The following is a 19774-nucleotide window of genomic DNA, read 5'->3' on the forward strand; positions in this document are numbered from 1 at the left end:
GACTGCTAGTGCGCGTGCGGTCCTCGACGGACCGCACGCGCCTCAACGCATCAGGCGCCGGTGGCCTTCGCGATGATCTCCTTCGCCACGCCCTGCGGCACCTCGGCGTAGGAGTCGAACTGCATGCTGTAGCTAGCCCGGCCGGCAGTCTTCGACCGCAGGTCGCCGACGTAGCCGAACATCTCCGACAGCGGCACCAGAGCCTTGACGACTCGGGCGCCGGAGCGCTCCTCCATCGACTGGATGATGCCACGACGGGAGTTGAGGTCGCCGATGACGTCGCCCATGTTGTCCTCGGGCGTGGTCACCTCGACGGACATCATCGGCTCGAGCAGCGCGGGGTCGGCCTTGCGGGCCGCCTCCTTCATCACCATCGAGCCGGCGATCTTGAACGCCATCTCGGAGGAGTCGACCTCGTGGTACTGGCCGTCGAGCAGCGTCAGCTTGACGCCGACCAGCGGGTAGCCGGCCAGCACGCCGTACTGCATCGAGTCCTGCGCGCCGGCGTCGACCGACGGGATGAACTCCTTGGGGATGCGACCACCGGTCACCGCGTTGACGAACTCGTACGTCGGGCCGTCGGCCGCGAGCGGCAGGGGCTCGAGCTTGACGACGACCTTCGCGTACTGGCCGGAGCCACCGGTCTGCTTCTTGTGCACGTAGTCGAGCTTCTCCACGGTGCCGCGGATCGTCTCGCGGTACGCCACCTGCGGCTTACCGATGTTCGCCTCGACGTTGAACTCGCGGCGCATACGGTCGACGAGGATGTCGAGGTGGAGCTCGCCCATGCCGGCGATGATCGTCTGCCCGGTCTCCTCGTCGTTGAAGACGCGGAAGGTCGGGTCCTCCTCGGCCAGACGCTGGATCGCGGTGCCCAGCTTCTCCTGGTCCGACTTGGTCTTCGGCTCGATGGCGACCTGGATGACCGGCTCCGGGAACGTCATCGACTCCAGGATGACCGGGTTGGCCGGGTCGCTGAGCGTGTCACCGGTGGTGGTCTGCTTGAGACCCTGGACGGCGATGATGTCGCCGGCCTGCGCGGTGGCGCGCTCCTCACGCTTGTTCGCGTGCATCTGGTAGATCTTGCCGATCCGCTCCTTGCGGTCCTTGGTGGAGTTGACCACCTGGGAACCGGACTCGAGCGTGCCGGAGTAGACCCGCACGTACGTGAGCTTGCCGAGGTGCTTGTCGGTCTGGATCTTGAACGCCAGGGCCGAGAAGGGCTCGCTGTTCGAGGGCTTGCGCTGCATCGGCGTCTCGCCGTCCGGCGCGGTGCCCTCGATGGCCGGGATGTCCAGCGGCGACGGCAGGTACGCCACAACCGCGTCGAGCATGGGCTGAATGCCCTTGTTCTTGAACGCGGTACCGGTCAGGACCGGGTTGGCCTTGCCCGCGATGGTCGCGCGGCGGATCGCGGAGCGGATCTCGTCGGCCGAGAGCTCCTCGCCCTCGAGGTACTTCTCCATGACGGCGTCGTCGACGTCCGCCAGGGTCTCGAGCAGCTTCTCGCGCCACTCGGCAGCGGAGTCGGCGAGGTCGGCCGGGATCTCCTCGATCGCGTAGTCCTCACCCTTCTGGGTCTCACCACGCCAGGTGAGGGCACGCATCTCCACCAGGTCCACGACGCCGATGAAGTCGGCCTCGTTCCCGATCGGGATCTGCAGCACGAGCGGCGTCGCGTTCAGCCGGTCGATCATCATCTGCACGCAGCGGAAGAAGTCCGCGCCGGTCCGGTCGAGCTTGTTGACGAAGCACATCCGGGGGACGTTGTACTTGTCCGCCTGCCGCCAGACGTTCTCCGTCTGCGGCTCCACGCCGGCAACGCCGTCGTAGACCGCGACGGCACCGTCGAGCACACGCAGCGACCGCTCGACCTCGACCGTGAAGTCGACGTGGCCGGGCGTGTCGATGATCTGGATCGTGTGGCCCTTCCACTCGCACTTCGTGGCGGCGGAGGTGATCGTGATGCCGCGTTCCTGTTCCTGTTCCATCCAGTCCATGACGGCCGCGCCCTCGTGGACTTCACCGATCTTGTACGTGATGCCGGTGTAGAACAGGATGCGCTCGGTCGTCGTGGTCTTACCAGCGTCGATGTGCGCCATGATGCCGATGTTGCGTACCTTGGCGAGCGCGTCTGCGGCAGCCACTGCAATCCCTACTCTTCGTCGTCGTATCGACTGTGTTCCGCGGGATGTCGCGGAGAACCGGTGGGACCGGCGTCCCGGCCCGGCGGGTACCGGGCCGGCAACGGGGGTCTTACCAGCGGTAGTGCGCGAAGGCCTTGTTGGACTCCGCCATCTTGTGGGTGTCCTCACGCCGCTTGACGGCGGCGCCGAGGCCGTTGCTGGCGTCGAGCAGCTCGTTCTGCAGACGCTCGATCATGGTCTTCTCGCGGCGGGCCTTGGAGTACTGGACCAGCCAGCGCAGACCGAGGGTGGTCTGCCGCGGCGTACGGACCTCGACCGGAACCTGGTAGGTCGCGCCACCGACGCGGCGGCTGCGGACCTCGAGGGTCGGCTTGACGTTGTCCATGGCCCGCTTCAGCGTCACCACGGGGTCGGTGCCGTTCTTCTCCCGGCAGCCCTCGAGGGCGCCGTAGACGATCCGCTCGGCGAGCTGACGCTTGCCGCCGATCAGGATCTTGTTCACCAGCTGGGTGACCAGCGGGGAGTTGTAGACCGGGTCCGGAACCACCGGGTGGCGCGGAGCGGGGCCCTTACGCGGCATGTCAGCTCTTCTCCTTCTTCGCGCCGTAACGGCTGCGGGCCTGCTTGCGGTTACGGACACCCTGGGTGTCCAGCGAACCGCGGACGATCTTGTAGCGGACGCCCGGGAGGTCCTTCACACGGCCGCCGCGCACGAGCACGATCGAGTGCTCCTGCAGGTTGTGGCCGACGCCCGGGATGTACGCCGTCACCTCGATCTGGCTGCTCAGCTTCACACGAGCGACCTTGCGCAGCGCAGAGTTGGGCTTCTTGGGGGTGGTGGTGTACACGCGCGTGCACACGCCGCGCCGCTGAGGACTTCCCTTCAGCGCCGGCGTCTTGGTCTTGCTCGTCTTCGCCTGGCGGCCCTTGCGGACCAGCTGCTGGATCGTGGGCACCGGGTTTCTCCGCTCCCTTCGGCCGCCCTTCAGCGGCCGCACCGTCTTCGTTTCTGCCTTGTGTGCGAGCCGTCCCGGATGGGTTGCCCCGCACCCGCGGTCGGGCGTGTCGTCCGGCTCACGGTCCCGCCGCACGCTCTCGCGTGCAACGAGTCTTGTCTTTGTCGGGCTTCAGCCCGTCGTGCTCACCCCGTCAGTACTTACAGACTCGGGCGCACGCACGAGTTGCCCGGGCTAGCCCGGGCACGAGGGGAAAGAGTACCCACCACAGGCACGCAGGTCAAAACGAACGCCGCTTGACCAGCCAGCCTGACGATGGACATCTCCGCATACCAAGTGTACCGGGTGCTCCGGCGCGACAAAGCCGAGGTGCCCGTTTCCCGCACCACACGGCATCACGACGACTGCAACACCAATACCAACAGCAGCGTGAGGACGGCAATTCCCACTCCGGCACCGCCGCAGGAGATGCCCGCGACGGCCACGCCGCGGCCGGTGAAGCGTACGCGGCCCGCCTGTCCGGAGCGCTTGATCTGCCGCCGGGCGACCAGGCCCACCGCGATCGCACCACCGCCGGCCAGCGCACCCAGCAACGCGAAGGCGCCGGCGACGACACCTCCCCAGCCCTGTGTCGAACCGGCGACGCCGAAGCAGAGCACCAGGGTGGAGACCAGGATCGAGGCGATGCCGGCGATCAGCGAGCCGATGGCCTGCCCGGATGTGATGGGCGCGACCCGGAGCTGGACCAGGCCGAACTCCGTGCCGGGGACCGGCTCGACCCGTTCCGGGGTCCACGCCTCCCCCGGCCGCGGCATCATCACGGCCGGCGGCTGCGGCTGTCCCGGCCACGAACCTGGCTGCTGTGTCACGGACCGTCCCTCTCGCCGCGTACGCCTGGACGTCGAGCATGTCACCCGATGGTGGTGCGCCGCAGCCCGAGGGCCCCGCGGCGGGCGATCAGTCGGTCGTGGAGTCGAAGTCCTGGCCGCCCGGCGCGGCGGCGAGGTGCAGCAGGCCGGCGATCGTGGCGACGACCAGGGCGGTCAGGGCGAGGACGATGCCCGCCCAGGCCAGCCACCGGCCACGGCGTACCCACTTGCCGCCGGTCAGGTAGCCGGCTGCGGCGTACTGCTCCCGACTCACCTGACGCGCGAGCAGGAGCGCGACCGTGGCGGGGATCACGCCCCCGACGAAGGCTCCGGTCAGGAACGCCACCAGCCCGAGCGCGAAGACGGCGCGGGCCTTGGCGGAGGGCGCCGGCTCCGGATCCATCGGATGGCGGGTGGGCGCGCTGCTGGCGGCGGGGAGCGTCACCGCTCCATTCTAGAAACGCCGGAGGGCGCCCGCGCGATGCGCGAGCGCCCTGGCGATGAAGAAACCGTCAGCGGTACGACCCGAAATCGAAGTCGTCCAGCGGTACGGCCTGGCCGCTGGCCGGGCCGAAACCGTAGTCGGTCTCGGGGTACCCGGTCATCGAGTACACCTTGGCCTTGGCCTCCTCGGTCGGCTCGACCCGGATGTTGCGGTACTTGCTGATGCCCGTACCGGCCGGGATGAGCTTACCGATGATGACGTTCTCCTTGAGGCCGACGAGCGAGTCGCTGCGCGAGTTGATCGCCGCGTCGGTGAGCACCCGGGTGGTCTCCTGGAAGGAGGCCGCCGAGAGCCAGGAGTCGGTCGCCAGCGAGGCCTTGGTGATACCCATCAGCACCGGGCGACCGGCGGCGGGCTCGCCACCCTCGCTGACGAGCCGGCGGTTCTCCGACTCGAACAGCGCACGGTCGACCAGCACACCCGGGAGGAACTCCGAGGCGCCGCTGTCGATGACCGTCACCCGCTTGAGCATCTGGCGGATGATGATCTCGATGTGCTTGTCGTGGATGAGCACACCCTGCGAGCGGTAGACCTCCTGGACCTCCTGGGTCAGGTGGACCTGGACCGCCCGCGGACCCATGATCCGCAGAAGCTCGTGCGGGTCGATGGTGCCCTCGGTCAGCTTCTCGCCGACGTTGACGTGGTCGCCGTCGTGCGCCCGCAGCTTCACGCGCTTCGAGATCTTGTCGTACACGATCTCGTCGCTGCCGTCGTCCGGGATCACGATGATCTTCCGCGAGCGCTCGCCGTCCTCGATGCGGATGCGTCCCGGGGTGTCGGCGATGGGCGCCTTACCCTTGGGTACGCGGGCCTCGAAGATCTCCTGCACACGCGGCAGACCCTGGGTGATGTCCTCACCCGCGACGCCACCGGTGTGGAAGGTACGCATCGTCAGCTGCGTACCCGGCTCACCGATGGACTGGGCGGCGATGATGCCGACCGCCTCGCCGATGTCGACCGACTTGCCGGTCGGCAGCGACCGGCCGTAGCAGGCCGCGCAGACGCCGAGCTTCGACTCGCAGGTCAGGACGCTGCGCACCCGGACGTTCTCCACCCCGGCGGCGACGAGCTTGTCCACCAGGATCGAGTTGAGGTCGTCGCCACGCGACACCACGCGGTTGCCCTGCGCGTCGTCGATGTCGTCGGCCAGGGTCCGGGCGTGCACGCCGGTCTCCGCGTGCGTGTGCACGACCAGGGTGCCGTCCGGCTCCCGCTCGCCCACCTGCATCGGGATCGCGCGGTCGGTGCCGCAGTCCTCCTCGCGGATGATGACGTCCTGCGAGACATCCACCAGACGCCGGGTCAGGTAACCCGAGTCGGCGGTACGCAGCGCGGTGTCGGCCAGACCCTTACGGGCGCCGTGCGTGGAGATGAAGTACTCCAGCACGGTCAGACCCTCGCGGTACGACGACGTGATCGGCCGCGGGATGATCTCGCCCTTGGGGTTGGCCACCAGACCACGGATCGCGGCGATCTGCCGGAGCTGGAGGAGGTTACCGCGGGCGCCGGAGTTGATCATCACCCAGAGCGGGTTCTCCTGCGGCAGCGCCGTCTCCATCTCCTTCGAGATGTCCTTGGTCGCGTTGGTCCAGATGTCGATGAGCTCGCCGCGGCGTTCCTCGGCGGTCATCAGGCCCCGCTGGTACTGCTTGTCGATGCGGTCCGCCTCGCCCTGGTAGCGGGCGATGATCTCCGGCTTGCGCGGAGGACCGATGACGTCGCCCATGCCGATCGTCACGCCGGACCAGGTGGCCCAGTGGAAGCCGGCCTCCTTGAGCGCGTCCAGGGTCGCGGCCAGGGCGACCTTGGGGAAGCGCTCGGCGAGGTCGTTGACGATCGCGGAGAGCTGACCCTTGCGGATCTCGTAGTTGACGTACCGGTAGCCCGGCGGCAGCGTCTCGTTGAAGATCACCCGTCCCAGGGTGGTCTCCACGAGCAGCGGCTCGCCCTCCTGCCACTCCTCCGGCGCGACCCACTTCTCCTTGCCGGCGCCGTTGTCGACACCGACGACCTCGCGGAGACGGATCTTGACCGGCGCCTGCAGGTGCAGCTCGCCGTTGTCGAAGGCCATCCGCGCCTCGGCGTCCGAGCTGAACACCCGGCCCTCACCCTTCGCGCCCGGCGTCAGGTGGGTCAGGTGGTACAGCCCGATGACCATGTCCTGGGTCGGCATGGTCACCGGCTTGCCGTCGGCCGGCTTGAGGATGTTGTTCGACGAGAGCATCAGGATCCGCGCCTCGGCCTGCGCCTCGGCCGACAGCGGCACGTGCACCGCCATCTGGTCACCGTCGAAGTCGGCGTTGAACGCCGTGCAGACGAGCGGGTGGATCTGGATCGCCTTGCCCTCGACCAGCTGCGGCTCGAAGGCCTGGATGCCCAGGCGGTGCAGGGTCGGCGCGCGGTTCAGCAGCACCGGGTGCTCGCTGATGACCTCTTCGAGGACGTCCCACACGACCGGGCGCTGCCGCTCGACCATGCGCTTGGCCGACTTGATGTTCTGCGCGTGGTTGAGGTCCACCAGGCGCTTCATCACGAACGGCTTGAACAGCTCCAGCGCCATCTGCTTCGGCAGGCCGCACTGGTGCAGCTTCAGCCGGGGGCCGACGACGATGACGGAACGACCGGAGTAGTCGACGCGCTTGCCCAGCAGGTTCTGCCGGAAGCGGCCCTGCTTGCCCTTGAGCATGTCGGACAGCGACTTCAGCGGGCGGTTACCCGGGCCGGTGACCGGCCGGCCGCGGCGGCCGTTGTCGAACAGCGCGTCGACGGCCTCCTGCAGCATCCGCTTCTCGTTGTTGACGATGATCTCGGGCGCGCCCAGGTCGATCAGGCGCTTGAGCCGGTTGTTGCGGTTGATGACCCGGCGGTACAGGTCGTTCAGGTCGCTGGTGGCGAAGCGGCCACCGTCGAGCTGCACCATCGGGCGCAGGTCCGGCGGGATGACCGGTACGCAGTCCAGCACCATGCCCAGCGGCGAGTTGCGGGTGTTCAGGAACGCGGCGACGACCTTGAGCCGCTTGAGCGCCCGGATCTTCCGCTGGCCCTTACCGGTGCGGATGATCTCCCGCAGGTTCTCGGCCTCGGCGTCCAGGTCCATGTTCTCGAGCAGCGCCTTGATGGCCTCGGCACCCATGCCACCGGTGAAGTACTCACCGAAGCGGTCCCGCAGCTCGCGGTAGAGCAGCTCGTCGGTGACCAGCTGCTTGGAGTCGAGCTTGCGGAAGGTGTCGAGCACCTCGTCGAGCCGGTCGATCTCGCGCTGCGCCTTGTCGCGGATCTGGCGCATCTCGCGCTCGCCGGCCTCCTTGACCTTGCGGCGCACGTCGGCCTTGGCACCCTCGGCCTCGAGCTCGGCGAGGTCCTGCTCCAGCTTGGCGGCCCGCTTCTCGATCTCCGAGTCGCGGCCGTTCTCCGACTGACGCTTCTCGGCGAAGATCTCGTTCTCGATGGTGGACATGTCGCGGTGACGCGCCTCGGCGTCCACGCTCGTGATCACGTACGAGGCAAAGTAGATGATCTTCTCGAGGTCCTTGGGCGCCAGGTCGAGCAGGTAGCCCAGCCGGCTCGGCACACCCTTGAAGTACCAGATGTGCGTGACCGACGCGGCCAGCTCGATGTGGCCCATGCGCTCACGGCGGACCTTGGACCGGGTCACCTCGACGCCGCAGCGCTCACAGATGATGCCCTTGAACCGGACCCGCTTGTACTTGCCGCAGTAGCACTCCCAGTCCCGCTGCGGACCGAAGATCTTCTCGCAGAAGAGTCCGTCCTTCTCGGGCTTGAGCGTGCGGTAGTTGATCGTCTCGGGCTTCTTGACCTCGCCGTGCGACCACTGACGGATGTCGTCCGCGGTCGCCAGGCCGATGCGCAACTCGTCGAAGAAGTTGACGTCGAGCACTTGGTCTATCCCTCGTGTTTCGTTGCTCGGATGGTTTCCAGGCCGGCGGGGGTGTCCCCGGTGTTGTCACAACACCGGGGACACCGTCCGTCAGATCTCTTCGACGCTGCTGACGCCCTCGTTGGGGCGCCGGGACAGGTCGATGCCGAGTTCTTCCGCGGCCCGGAAGACCTCGTCGTCGGTCTCGCGCATCTCCAGGGCCACGCCGTCGCTGGACAGCACCTCGACGTTGAGGCACAGCGACTGCAGCTCCTTGAGCAGCACCTTGAACGACTCGGGGATTCCCGGCTCCGGGATGTTCTCGCCCTTGACGATGGCCTCGTAGACCTTCACGCGGCCCAGGACGTCGTCGGACTTGATGGTGAGCAGCTCCTGCAGCGCGTACGCCGCGCCGTAGGCCTGCATCGCCCAGCACTCCATCTCGCCGAACCGCTGGCCACCGAACTGCGCCTTACCACCCAGCGGCTGCTGCGTGATCATCGAGTACGGGCCGGTCGACCGAGCGTGGATCTTGTCGTCGACCAGGTGGTTCAGCTTCAGGATGTACACGTACCCGACGGAGATCGGGTCCGGCAGCGGCTCGCCGGAGCGGCCGTCGAACAGCTGCGCCTTGCCGTCGCCGTTGACCAGCCGCTTGCCGTCACGGTTGACCAGCGTCGACTCGAGGAGGCCCTTGATCTCCTCCTCCTGCGCGCCGTCGAAGACCGGGGTCGCGACGTTCGAGTCCGCGGGGGACTCGTGCGCCTCGATGGCCCGCAGCTGACGCTTCCAGTCGGCGTCGTCGCCCTCGACCTCCCAGCCCGTCTTGGCGATCCACCCGAGGTGGGTCTCCAGGACCTGGCCGATGTTCATACGCGAGGGCACACCGAGCGGGTTCAGCACGATGTCGACCGGGGTGCCGTCCTCCAGGAACGGCATGTCCTCGACCGGCAGGATCTTCGAGATGACGCCCTTGTTGCCGTGCCGGCCGGCGAGCTTGTCGCCGTCCTGGATCTTGCGCTTCTGGGCGACGTACACCCGGACCAGCTCGTTCACGCCCGGGGGCAGCTCGTCGCCGTCCTCGCGCGAGAAGGTCCGTACGCCGATGACCGTGCCGGTCTCGCCGTGCGGCACCTTCAGCGAGGTGTCGCGAACCTCGCGCGCCTTCTCACCGAAGATCGCGCGGAGCAGCCGCTCCTCGGGGGTCAGCTCGGTCTCGCCCTTGGGCGTGACCTTGCCGACCAGGATGTCGCCGGGCACGACCTCGGCACCGATCCGGATGATGCCCCGCTCGTCCAGGTCGGCGAGCATTTCCTCGCTGACGTTGGGGATGTCGCGGGTGATCTCCTCCGGGCCGAGCTTGGTGTCGCGGGCGTCGACCTCGTGCTCCTCGATGTGGATCGAGGTGAGCACGTCCTGCTGCACGAGGCGCTGCGACAGGATGATCGCGTCCTCGTAGTTGTGGCCCTCCCAGCACATGAACGCGACGAGCAGGTTGCGGCCGAGGGCCATCTCCCCCTCGTCGGTGCACGGACCGTCGGCGATGACCTGGCCGGCCTCGACCCGGTCGCCCTCGAAGACGACGGGCTTCTGGTTGACGCAGGAGCCGGCGTTGCTGCGGCGGAACTTGTGCAGCAGGTACGTACGGCGGTGGCCGTCGTCCTGATGAACCGTCACGTAGTCGGCGCACAGGTCCTCGACCACACCGCCGACCTCGGCCACGACCACGTCACCGGCGTCGACGGCGGCACGGTACTCCATGCCGGTGCCGACCAGCGGCGCCTCCGCCTTGACCAGCGGCACGGCCTGACGCTGCATGTTCGCGCCCATGAGCGCGCGGTTGGCGTCGTCGTGCTCGAGGAACGGGATCATCGCGGTGGCGACCGAGGTCATCTGCCGCGGCGAGACGTCCATGTAGTCGACGTCGGTGCCGGGCACGTAGTCGACCTCACCGCCCTTACGGCGGACCAGGACGCGATCCTCGGCGAAGGTGTTGTCGCTCGAGAGCGGGGCGTTCGCCTGCGCCTTGATGAACCGGTCTTCCTCGTCCGCGGTGAGGTAGTGGACCTCGTCGGTGACGCGGCCGTTCTCCACCTTGCGGTACGGGGTCTCCACGAAACCGAACGGGTTCACCCGCGCGAACGTCGAGAGGGCACCGATCAGGCCGATGTTCGGGCCTTCCGGGGTCTCGATCGGGCACATCCGGCCATAGTGGGACGGGTGCACGTCACGGACCTCGAAGCCCGCCCGCTCCCGGGACAGACCACCCGGGCCGAGCGCGCTCAGCCGGCGCCGGTGGGTCAGACCCGCCAGCGGGTTGGTCTGGTCCATGAACTGCGACAGCTGCGAGGTGCCGAAGAACTCCTTGATCGCCGCCACCACGGGGCGGATGTTGATCAGGGTCTGCGGCGTGATGGCCTCGACGTCCTGCGTGGTCATGCGCTCGCGGACGACGCGCTCCATGCGGGACAGGCCGACGCGGACCTGGTTCTGGATCAGCTCGCCCACCGTACGCAGGCGCCGGTTGCCGAAGTGGTCGATGTCGTCGGCCTCGTAGCCCTCCTCACCGGCGTGCAGCCGGCAGAGGTACTCCACGGTGCGGACGACGTCTTCCTCGGTGAGGGTGCCGCGGTCGATCGGGACGTCGATCTCGAGCTTCTTGTTGAACTTGTAGCGGCCGACCTTGGCGACGTCGTACCTCTTCGGGTTGAAGAAGAGGTTGTCGAGCAGGGTCTGCGCGTTCTCCCGGGTCGGGGGCTCGCCCGGGCGGAGCTTGCGGTAGATGTCGAGCAGAGCCTCGTCCTGCCCGGCGATGTGGTCCTTCTCGAGCGTCGTCATGAGCAGCTCGGACCAGCCGAACCGCTCCCGGATCTGGTCCGCCGACCAACCGATGGCCTTGAGCAGGACGGTGACGGCCTGCCGGCGCTTACGGTCGATGCGGACACCGACGGTGTCGCGCTTGTCGATGTCGAACTCGAGCCAGGCGCCCCGGCTCGGGATGACCTTGACACTGGACAGGTCGCGGTCGGAGGTCTTGTCCGGCTCCTTCGTGAAGTACACGCCCGGCGAGCGGACGAGCTGACTCACCACGACGCGCTCGGTGCCGTTGATGACGAACGTCCCCTTGGGGGTCATCATCGGGAAGTCACCCATGAACACGGTCTGGCTCTTGATCTCGCCAGTGGTGTTGTTGGTGAACTCCGCGGTCACGAACAGCGGTGCGCAGTAGGTCAGGTCCTTCTCCTTGCACTCCTCGATCGAGGCCTTGACCTCGTCGAAGCGCGGAGAGGAGAAGGACAGCGACATTGTGCCGGAGAAGTCCTCAATGGGACTGATCTCTTCGAGGATCTCTGCGAGGCCCGACTGGGCATGCGGATCGTCCGTCGAACGGGCCTGCCACGCCTCATTGCCTACCAGCCAGTCGAAGGACTCCGTCTGGAGGGCGAGGAGGTTGGGGACCTCAAGTTGCTCGGTGATCCTGCCGAACGAGATACGGCGGGGAGCGTAAGCGCTCGACGTACGACTGGTCTTCGCAGGGCGGGAAGCTGCCAAGATGCGTCCTTCCGAGGACCGGTGCTGCTGATGCGGCTGTCTGCGCTACGGACTGCCGGGCACTCCAATGAACCCCCAGAAAGTCATCCGGATGGATGTTCCTGCAGGGCTCAAGGCAGAAGGCAGCGCAAACTAGCAGTGTAGCCGCTCGGCTAACCGCTGTCCAGCCCACACCGGAGGGGGCCTGCGGAACGTGTCCCCGCGACCCCTGACCTGCGCTTCCTCGGTCAGTGCCTCGTGCGGGGCCGCTCGGAACGCGGCGCAACTCCCTCGGGTGCCGGTCTGCGAGAACCTGGTAGAAGCAGGTGTACCCACAGGGCGGCTGTCGCAAGCGCGGAAACTTGCTGATGTCAGCGTGCCTGTCAGCGGACACACAGTCAAGGGTTGTGCCGCGGGTCGGTCCTGTGCCGTGCCCTGCCGGACGCGGCATAGAGACCTTAACGCAGCAAAAGAAGTGATAGGCGGCTTTCGTCCGTCAACCTTCCGACCCGCGGGCGGCAAGGCTCTGACCTGGCCTTTTGCCACCGGGACACAACTGCGGCGGGATGAACGGCGGCCGGAAAACCGCGCAGGCGGGGGCTCCGGAGAGCCCCCGCCTGCGGCGAGGAAAAGCGGTGAAACGTCAGGTCACTTGAGGGTGACCTTGGCGCCCTCACCCTCGAGCTTGGCCTTGGCCTCCTCGGCCTTCTCCTTGTTGACACCCTCGAGGATCGCCTTCGGGGCGCTCTCGACGGTGTCCTTGGCCTCCTTGAGGCCCAGGCCGGTCAGCTCACGCACGACCTTGATGACCTGGATCTTCTTGCCACCGTCCGACTCGAGGACGACGTCGAAGGAGTCCTTCTCGGCCTCGGCCGGCGTGCCGCCGTCCGTGGTCGGGGCGGCGGTCGCAAGGGCGACCGGCGCAGCCGCGGTGACCTCGAAGGTCTCCTCGAACTGCTTCACGAACTCGGACAGCTCGATCAGCGTCATCTCCTTGAACGCGTCGAGCAGCTCGTCGGTGCTGAGCTTCGCCATGTCTGGCAACCTTTCGTTGTTTCTGTGGATGTAAGTCAACTCCGCACGGGCCCGTCAGGCCGCGGCGGAACCGTCCTGCGCGCGCTTGTCCTGCAGAGCGGCCGCCAGGCGTGCGACCTGGGCGAGCGGGGCCTGGAAGGTGCCCGCAGCCTTGGTCAGGTTGCCCTTCATGGCGCCGGCCAGCTTGGCCAGCAGCACCTCGCGGGGCTCGAGGTCGGCGATCTTGCCAACCTCCTCGGCCGTGATGGCCTTGCCCTCGAAGACGCCGCCCTTGATCACCAGGGCCGGGTTGGTGCGGGCGAAGGCCCGGAGGCCCTTCGCCGCCTCGACCGGGTCGCCGGTGACGAAGGCGAGCGCGGTAGGACCGGCGAAGAGCGCGTCGAGGCCCTCGATGCCCGCGTCGCTGGCTGCCCGCTTCGCGAGCGTGTTCTTCGACACGGAGTACTTCGTGTCGTTACCGAGCGAGCGCCGCAGCGCGGTGAGCTCGGCGACCGTCAGGCCGCGGTACTCGGTCAACACGGTGGCCGACGAGTTACGGAACTGCTCCGTGAGCTCGGCGACGGCAGTGGCCTTGTCGGCCCGGACCGGCTTGTCCGCCATGTCCCTCCTCTCTCGTTGCTCAAGAGCCGCTGGGTGATGCTTGCGAGGCCCGAACACGAGAAACGCCCCGGCGCAGGGCGCACGGGGCGGAACATGGGCACACGAAGGCGCCGGCATGATCACGAACCGTTCTCCCCTGCGCGGGCCGCCCGCCTGCTGCGGGACCTTCGGCCGCGGCCTCGACCTCCGACAGGAACTGTCGGGCGACGGGACTGCGGCAACCAGCGGTCTGTGGGTGGAACTCCGAGATGGAAGAGTACGCGGCAGAGCGCGCCAGACCAAATCGGCCTCGCGCGGCAAGGTGCTGACCGGCCGAGCTCCAGCGCACCGGACCACCCCTCGAGCACCGGAAGCCGGTCACCGCGAGGGCCGGAAACAGGCGGGCGGCACCGCGGGCGCGGACCGGGCGCGATCCGGATGCGCCCGCGCCGGGCCGTCCGCCACGGCCCAGGCGGGCGAACATGGCGGGGTGAGCGCGCGTTCTCCCTGATGCTGTGAGGGCTGGGTCCCGTCAACGGGGTGCGGTCAGCTGCGGCGCCGGCGGAGCCAGCCGTACGCGGCGAGGGCGGCGGCGCACCAGAGCACTCCCCAACCGCTGAGCAGCCAGAACTCGCCGGGGGGCGGTAACGGTACGGCGGCGAGCGCGCGAGCGGTCGCCATCAGTGGGGGTACGAGCCACGGCGCGAACGAGCCCTGCAGGCCGAGAACCACGCCGAGCACCGCCCCGGTGACGAGGACCGTGACGCCTGCCCGGATGGTGCGTGTCACGGCTCGGCCCGCCAGCGCGCCCAGCGCGACGCCGGCGGCCAGGGAGAGCAGGTGCGCCAGGACGCCGAGACCGATGCTCGCGGCGGTCGAGGGCTCCCCCGGCTCGGGGGCTCGGATCGCTCCCAGCGGCAGCGGCGCCACGATGGCGACCAGGCAGAACACCGAGCCCGTCGCCGCGGCGGCGAGGGCTCCGGCGGCGGCTTCGCGTACGGGGCCGAGCGCGACGCGGGCCAGGCGGCGCTGGACGTCGGGTTCGGCGTCGAGGAGCACCTTGGCGAGCCAGGCGAACACGGGGAAGAACATGACGGCGGAGTAGCCGTACGCCGGGGCGGCCGCCGACGGTCCCCCGCCGTGGATGATGCCCAGCACGACCATGCCGGCGATGAGGGGAGCGAGGATCCGGCCACTGCGGACGAACCCTGCGAGGCGCATGCGGACCAGAGATGTCATCGCGGTTGCTCCTCGCGTACGGCAAGAATGCGGTGACCTTGCGCACTCAGCCGGGCGACCGCGCGTTCGGCGTCCGTCCGGCGGACGGCGATCTCGATGACCACGTCGTCGGACGGCATGTCGGCGCCGGCCCCGGCGGGCTCATCGAGCTCGGGGTGAGTGTCGAGGGTGCCGTCGGTCACCCGCCAGCGGATCGCGTCCGGAAGGCCGGCGATCTCGCCGCGGTGGTCGCTGACCAGGACCGATCCTCCGGCCTTGGTCACTTCGGCGACGATCTCCGGGATCAGTGTGCGGGCCTGCGCGTCGAGGCCCTCCCACGGCTCGTCCAGGACCAGCAGGCCGGGTGGTCGCAGCAGGGCCTGAGCGAGCCCCACCTTCTGCGCTGTGCCCTTGGAGAGGTCGCTGAGCCGGGTGTGGCGGTGGCCGGTGAGGCCGAGGCGCTCGATCCACCTGTCCACCTCGGTCACGCCCCGCAGCCCGCGGAGGGCGGCCATGGCGGTCAGGTATTGGTGCGTGGTGAACGGCTGGTCCGTGGGGAACCGCTCCGGCACCCAGCCCACGACGGGCGGCCGGTCGTGCACGGCGCCACGCGTGGGCCGGAGAACCCCCGCCGCCAGCTGGAGGAGCGTGGACTTGCCCGCGCCGTTGCGGCCCAGGACGACGACCGTCCGGCCGGGGGCAACGGTGGCGTCGACCGCCCGCAGGGTCCACGGGAGGCTGCGCGCGTACCGGAAATGGACCTGGTCGAATCGCACGCAGGCAGCCTCGCACAAAGGAAAGGCCCCCGGGTTTCCCCGGGGGCCTCCTGTGGACAACTCTGGATCAGGCCTCGGTGCTGCCGACCAGGCCCTTGGTCACGTTCGGGTCGACCGGCACGCCGGGGCCCATGGTGGTGCTGACCGTGACCTTCTTGAGGTACTTGCCCTTGGCGGCCGACGGCTTGGCCCGCAGGACCTCGTCGAGCACCGCGCCGTAGTTCTCCACCAGCTGCTGCTCGCTGAACGAAGCCTTGCCGATGATGAGGTGCAGGTTCGAGTGCTTGTCCACGCGGAACGTGATCTTGCCGCCCTTGATGTCCGAGACGGCCTTGGTCACGTCCATGGTGACCGTGCCGGTCTTCGGGTTCGGCATGAGACCGCGGGGGCCGAGGATCCGGGCGATGCGGCCGATCTTGGCCATCTGGTCCGGGGTGGCGATCGCGGCGTCGAAGTCCAGCCAGCCGCCCTGGATGCGGGCCACCAGCTCGTCGGTGCCGACCTCGTCGGCGCCCGCCGCGACGGCCTCCTCGGCCTTCGCGCCCTGGGCGAAGACGATCACGCGGGCGGTCTTGCCGGTGCCGTGCGGCAGGTTGACCGTGCCACGGACCATCTGGTCCGCCTTGCGCGGGTCGACGCCGAGACGCATGGCGACCTCGACCGTGGCGTCGAACTTGGTGGGGCTGCTGTCCTTCGCGAGCTTGACGGCCTCGGTGGGCTCGTACAGCTTGGCGGCGTCGATCTGCTCGGCGGCCTTGCGGTAGGCCTTGCTGCGCTGCATTTCTCGTACTCCTGTGGTTGATGGCGGGACGCGCCCACGCGCGTCCCTCCCACGACTTACTCGAGGTGGTGCCTCAATCAGATCTTGGCGACCTGGTTGAAGTTGAGCTCGACCGGCGTCTCCCGGCCGAAGATGGAGACCAGGACCTTGAGCTTCTGCTGGTCGGCGTTGATCTCGGAGATGGAGGCCGGCAGCGAGGCGAACGCGCCGTCGGTGACGGTGACCGAGTCGCCGACCTCGAAGTCGAGAACCTTGACCTCGGGCTTGGCCTTCTTCTCCTCGGCCTGCACGGCCGGGGCCAGCCACTTCAGCACCTCGTCGAGCGACAGCGGCGCCGGGCGGTCCACCCGGTCGGTCGCGCCGACGAAGCCGGTGACGCCCGGCGTGTTGCGCACGCAGGAGTAGGACTCCGGGGTCAGGTCCATCCGGACGAGGATGTACCCCGGGAAGACCTTGGCCTGCACCTGGTTGCGCTTGCCGTTCTTGACCTCGACCTCTTCGCGGGTCGGCACCTCGACCTGGAAGATGAAATCCTCCATGTCGAGGCTCGTGATGCGGGTCTCGAGGTTGGTCTTGACCTTGTTCTCGTAACCGGCGTAGGAGTGCACCACGTACCAGTCGCCGGGGGCGTAACGCAGCTTCTGGCGCAGCTCGGCGACCGGGTCGTAATCCTCGTCCACGTCCGGCGCCGCCACCTCGGCAGCGGGCTCAGCAGCGGCCTCGACCGACTCAGCGTCGCCCGCCGTCGCCACCGAGGCCTGCTCCTCGGCGGAGAAGGCGGTCTCGTCGTCGTACTCAGGCACGCTTGCTCACTTCCGTAACTATCAGCTTCAGTTGCCGAACGAAGCCAGGATGGCCTTGCCGAACCCATAGTCCAGCACGGCGACGATCGTGGTCATCACGGCGACGAACACGATCACCACCGCCGTGTAGGTCAGCAGCTCCTTGCGGGTCGGCCAGATGACCTTACGCAGCTCACTGACGACCTCGCGGACGAAACCGCCGATGCGGCCGCCACGGCGGCCTTCCTTCTTCGACCTGGGCTTGTCGGCGCTCTCGGTGCGCTCGCGGACGGCGGTGCCGCCGCCCCGCGTCACCGGCTCGCCGGCCTCCGCGTCATCGTCGGCGACTGCGTCGTCGAACACCTCGTCCTCGGGGCGGTCGCCTGCAGCGTCGTCACCGGGTCGCTCCCTCTCGGCCACTTCGCCCTCTTCCGTCGTCGGTCGGTGGATGTCGCATCAGCGCCCTACGCGGCGCGCGGTTGTACCGGCGGCCCGCGCCGGGCGGTCCGCCGCCGGGCCGATACGGGTCGGTGCGCAGGGGTGACAGGACTTGAACCTGCAGCCTGCGGTTTTGGAGACCGCTGCTCTGCCAATTGAGCTACACCCCTACGTGAGGCGTCGGCTTTGACCCTTCGCACGCGAAAGGCAGGGCCGAATACCCCACGGCGGACCAGTGTACGGGTTGGCCCGCGTGATTCCCAACCCGGGCCTACCTCTTGCGGATGGTGGCCCTGGCCAGCGACAGAACCTTTTCGCCCTGACAGGTCGCGGTCAGCTCGATCTTGGTCAGCCCGTCGTCCGTGACCTCCTTGACGACCCCGCTCACCACCACCTCGGTGCCCTCGTCGGTGTCCGGCACGGGCACGGGACGGGTGAAGCGGACGCCGAACTCCACCACGGCGTCGGGCGCGCCGGCCCAGGTGGAGACAGCCCGGCCGGCGAGAGCCATCGTGTACATGCCGTGGGCGATGACGCCGGGCAGACCGACACTCTTCGCGATCCGGTCGCTCCAGTGGATCGTGTTGAAGTCGCCGGACGCGCCCGCGTACCGGATCAGATCGGCCCGGGTGACCCGGAAGGTCTGGGTGGGCAGCTCCTCAGCCATGATCATTCCTCCCCGCGCTGGACGAGCTTGGACCAGACCGTGACCACCGGCTCGCCACCCTCGGTGGAGACCTCGGTCCGGGTGGTGATGAAGTCGTGCCCGCCTCGCGACGTGATGTCGTCCACGGTGTTGAGGCAGACCAGGGCGTCACCGGCGACGACCGGCCGGGAGTAGGCGAACTTCTGGTCGCCGTGCACGACCCGGCTGTAATCCAGCCCGAGCGCCGGGTCGGCGATGATCTGCCGGCTCGCGGCCATGGTGATCACCACAGGAAACGTCGGCGGCGCGACGACATCCGGATAGCCGGCCGCGCGGGCCGCCTCCGGATCGTGATACTCGGCGTCGGTGGCGCCGATCGCGGTGGCGAACTCACGGATCTTTTCGCGCCCCACGAGATAGGGGGCGGTGGCCGGCCACGTGCGGCCGACGAAGGACGGGTCCAGGGGCATGAGCCGAAACTACCCTGTGGTCGGCCGGGAGAGTGTGCGCGCATATTCCTGCGGGCGGGCGCTTCGCAGAGAAAAGAAATTCAAGTACGGCCGCAGGGGTGAGCACGGTGCCGGGGTGGGCTGGTCCACGGGGGCGCGGCCGGGTGCCACAGAAGGCCGCGACGCGAGTCGAGCTTGGACCGCGCTCAGCTCAGGTCGCGCTCAGCTCAGGTCGCGGTCGCGGGGTGCACGCTTCGACGGGCCGGCACGCTCCGGCCAGCGGGAGCACCCTGGAGACAGGAGCGCTTCGCAGTCCGGAACGCATCGATGAGCGGGGACGCGCTTTTGGCGGGCTGGCACACCCTTCGCGGGCGGAGACGCTTCGGCCGGCGGAGACGCCTCGACCGGCTCGCGCCCTCCCTCGACCGGCTCGCGCCCTCCCTCGGCGGGCTCGCGCCCCTCGGCGGGTGGAAAGCAGAAGTGGCGGCTGCCCCGGATCGGGGCGCCGCCACTTCGTGCTGGCTCAGCTCAGCGTGTCTCGCGGTGCAGGGTGTGCCGGCCGTCCCGGGGGCAGAACTTCTTCAGCTCGATGCGGTCCGGGTCGTTGCGGCGGTTCTTGCGCGTGATGTAGTTGCGCTCCTTGCACTCCGTACACGCCAAGGTGATCTTGGGACGGACGTCGGTCGCCTTGGCCACGGCGGGGTGCCTTCCTGCTCACGGGTTCACATACGGCATGCCAGCGTAGACGCTAACCACGCGGACATGCAAAACGCCGGGTGTTCACCCGGGGTCGTACGGCATCCGGGACGAGTCCCGGACAGTAGCGGTGGCCGGACTTGAACCGGCGACACAGCGATTATGAGCCGCTTGCTCTGCCATCTGAGCTACACCGCCGCGCCAGGCTGAAATCCAGCGCCTGAGGGGCGGATCACGAACCCGGTTGGAGCCCCCTTACGGAATCGAACCGTAGACCTTCTCCTTACCATGGAGACGCTCTGCCGACTGAGCTAAGGGGGCGCGCGCGATCTCTCGCTTGTTGCGCAGACAGAAGCTTACACGGCCCCGCAGCCGAGGTGAAATCGGTACCCCGGCGCGGCGAAATCGCAGATCAAGGGCTTTGAAGGCGCGGTCGGGCGGCACGGGCAGGCGTACGAAAGGCGCCGTAGGGCGCGGCACAAGACGCCG

17 protein-coding genes and 3 tRNA genes are annotated in these 19774 nt (G+C 68.4%); all 20 read right to left on the reverse strand.

Annotation, left to right across the window (positions count from 1 at the left end):
- Positions 1-50 precede the first annotated feature (50 nt).
- The 20 genes from fusA to AB0K03_RS21950 all read right to left on the reverse strand — a co-directional run bounded on the left by fusA (position 51) and on the right by AB0K03_RS21950 (position 19606).
- Entirely contained in the window at positions 51-2147 is a 2097-nt protein-coding gene (fusA, locus tag AB0K03_RS21855) for an elongation factor G (protein ID WP_364687568.1), read from the reverse strand.
- Between the two features lie 109 nt (positions 2148-2256).
- A complete protein-coding gene (gene rpsG / locus AB0K03_RS21860; RefSeq protein ID WP_249609472.1) occupies positions 2257-2727 on the reverse strand; it encodes a 30S ribosomal protein S7 in 471 nt (156 codons plus the stop codon).
- Position 2728: 1 nt separating this feature from the next.
- Entirely contained in the window at positions 2729-3103 is a 375-nt protein-coding gene (gene rpsL, locus AB0K03_RS21865; protein WP_014440718.1) for a 30S ribosomal protein S12, read from the reverse strand.
- 395 nt (positions 3104-3498) lie between these two features.
- Complete coding sequence (locus AB0K03_RS21870; protein ID WP_364687570.1) at positions 3499-3972, reverse strand: hypothetical protein; 474 nt, start codon at positions 3970-3972, stop codon at positions 3499-3501.
- Between the two features lie 88 nt (positions 3973-4060).
- Complete coding sequence (locus AB0K03_RS21875; protein WP_364687806.1) at positions 4061-4375, reverse strand: hypothetical protein; 315 nt, start codon at positions 4373-4375, stop codon at positions 4061-4063.
- Between the two features lie 109 nt (positions 4376-4484).
- The gene (locus AB0K03_RS21880; protein ID WP_364687572.1) at positions 4485-8375 is read right to left on the reverse strand and encodes a DNA-directed RNA polymerase subunit beta'; all 3891 of its coding nucleotides are present in this window, start codon (positions 8373-8375) and stop codon (positions 4485-4487) included.
- Between the two features lie 90 nt (positions 8376-8465).
- Positions 8466-11906: a DNA-directed RNA polymerase subunit beta gene (locus AB0K03_RS21885; protein ID WP_364687574.1), complete on the reverse strand. Its 3441-nt coding sequence runs from the start codon at positions 11904-11906 to the stop codon at positions 8466-8468.
- Positions 11907-12533: 627 nt separating this feature from the next.
- Positions 12534-12920 (reverse strand): 50S ribosomal protein L7/L12, encoded by a 387-nt coding sequence (gene rplL, locus AB0K03_RS21890; protein ID WP_364687576.1) that lies wholly within the window; start codon positions 12918-12920, stop codon positions 12534-12536.
- A gap of 54 nt (positions 12921-12974) precedes the next feature.
- A complete protein-coding gene (gene rplJ / locus AB0K03_RS21895) occupies positions 12975-13520 on the reverse strand; it encodes a 50S ribosomal protein L10 (protein WP_364687578.1) in 546 nt (181 codons plus the stop codon).
- 525 nt (positions 13521-14045) lie between these two features.
- Positions 14046-14738 carry a hypothetical protein gene (locus AB0K03_RS21900; RefSeq protein WP_364687580.1) on the reverse strand — a complete coding sequence of 231 codons (693 nt, stop codon included), beginning with the start codon at positions 14736-14738 and terminating at the stop codon, positions 14046-14048.
- A complete protein-coding gene (locus AB0K03_RS21905) occupies positions 14735-15493 on the reverse strand; it encodes an ABC transporter ATP-binding protein (protein ID WP_364687582.1) in 759 nt (252 codons plus the stop codon). The genes AB0K03_RS21900 and AB0K03_RS21905 overlap by 4 nt, the downstream gene beginning before the upstream one ends.
- Before the next feature lie 67 nt (positions 15494-15560).
- Positions 15561-16274 carry a 50S ribosomal protein L1 gene (gene rplA, locus AB0K03_RS21910; protein WP_364687584.1) on the reverse strand — a complete coding sequence of 238 codons (714 nt, stop codon included), beginning with the start codon at positions 16272-16274 and terminating at the stop codon, positions 15561-15563.
- Between the two features lie 77 nt (positions 16275-16351).
- Positions 16352-17077 carry a transcription termination/antitermination protein NusG gene (gene nusG, locus AB0K03_RS21915; protein ID WP_199515848.1) on the reverse strand — a complete coding sequence of 242 codons (726 nt, stop codon included), beginning with the start codon at positions 17075-17077 and terminating at the stop codon, positions 16352-16354.
- Between the two features lie 27 nt (positions 17078-17104).
- On the reverse strand, positions 17105-17476 hold the full coding sequence (gene secE / locus AB0K03_RS21920; protein ID WP_364687586.1) for a preprotein translocase subunit SecE: 372 nt from the start codon (positions 17474-17476) through the stop codon (positions 17105-17107).
- Positions 17477-17591: 115 nt separating this feature from the next.
- Positions 17592-17664: transfer RNA gene (locus tag AB0K03_RS21925), tRNA-Trp, on the reverse strand.
- Between the two features lie 101 nt (positions 17665-17765).
- A complete protein-coding gene (locus tag AB0K03_RS21930; RefSeq protein ID WP_364687588.1) occupies positions 17766-18161 on the reverse strand; it encodes a MaoC family dehydratase in 396 nt (131 codons plus the stop codon).
- A gap of 2 nt (positions 18162-18163) precedes the next feature.
- Entirely contained in the window at positions 18164-18610 is a 447-nt protein-coding gene (locus AB0K03_RS21935) for a MaoC family dehydratase N-terminal domain-containing protein (RefSeq protein WP_364687590.1), read from the reverse strand.
- 507 nt (positions 18611-19117) lie between these two features.
- Positions 19118-19285, reverse strand: coding sequence for a 50S ribosomal protein L33 (rpmG, locus tag AB0K03_RS21940; protein ID WP_015618978.1), 168 nt, complete (start codon positions 19283-19285; stop codon positions 19118-19120).
- 125 nt (positions 19286-19410) lie between these two features.
- Positions 19411-19483 (reverse strand) — tRNA-Met (locus AB0K03_RS21945).
- 47 nt (positions 19484-19530) lie between these two features.
- Positions 19531-19606, reverse strand: a tRNA-Thr gene (locus AB0K03_RS21950).
- Positions 19607-19774 lie beyond the last annotated feature (168 nt).

The sequence above is a fragment of the Actinoplanes sp. NPDC049316 genome (assembly GCF_040677315.1).
Taxonomy (GTDB): Bacteria; Actinomycetota; Actinomycetes; order Mycobacteriales; family Micromonosporaceae; genus Actinoplanes.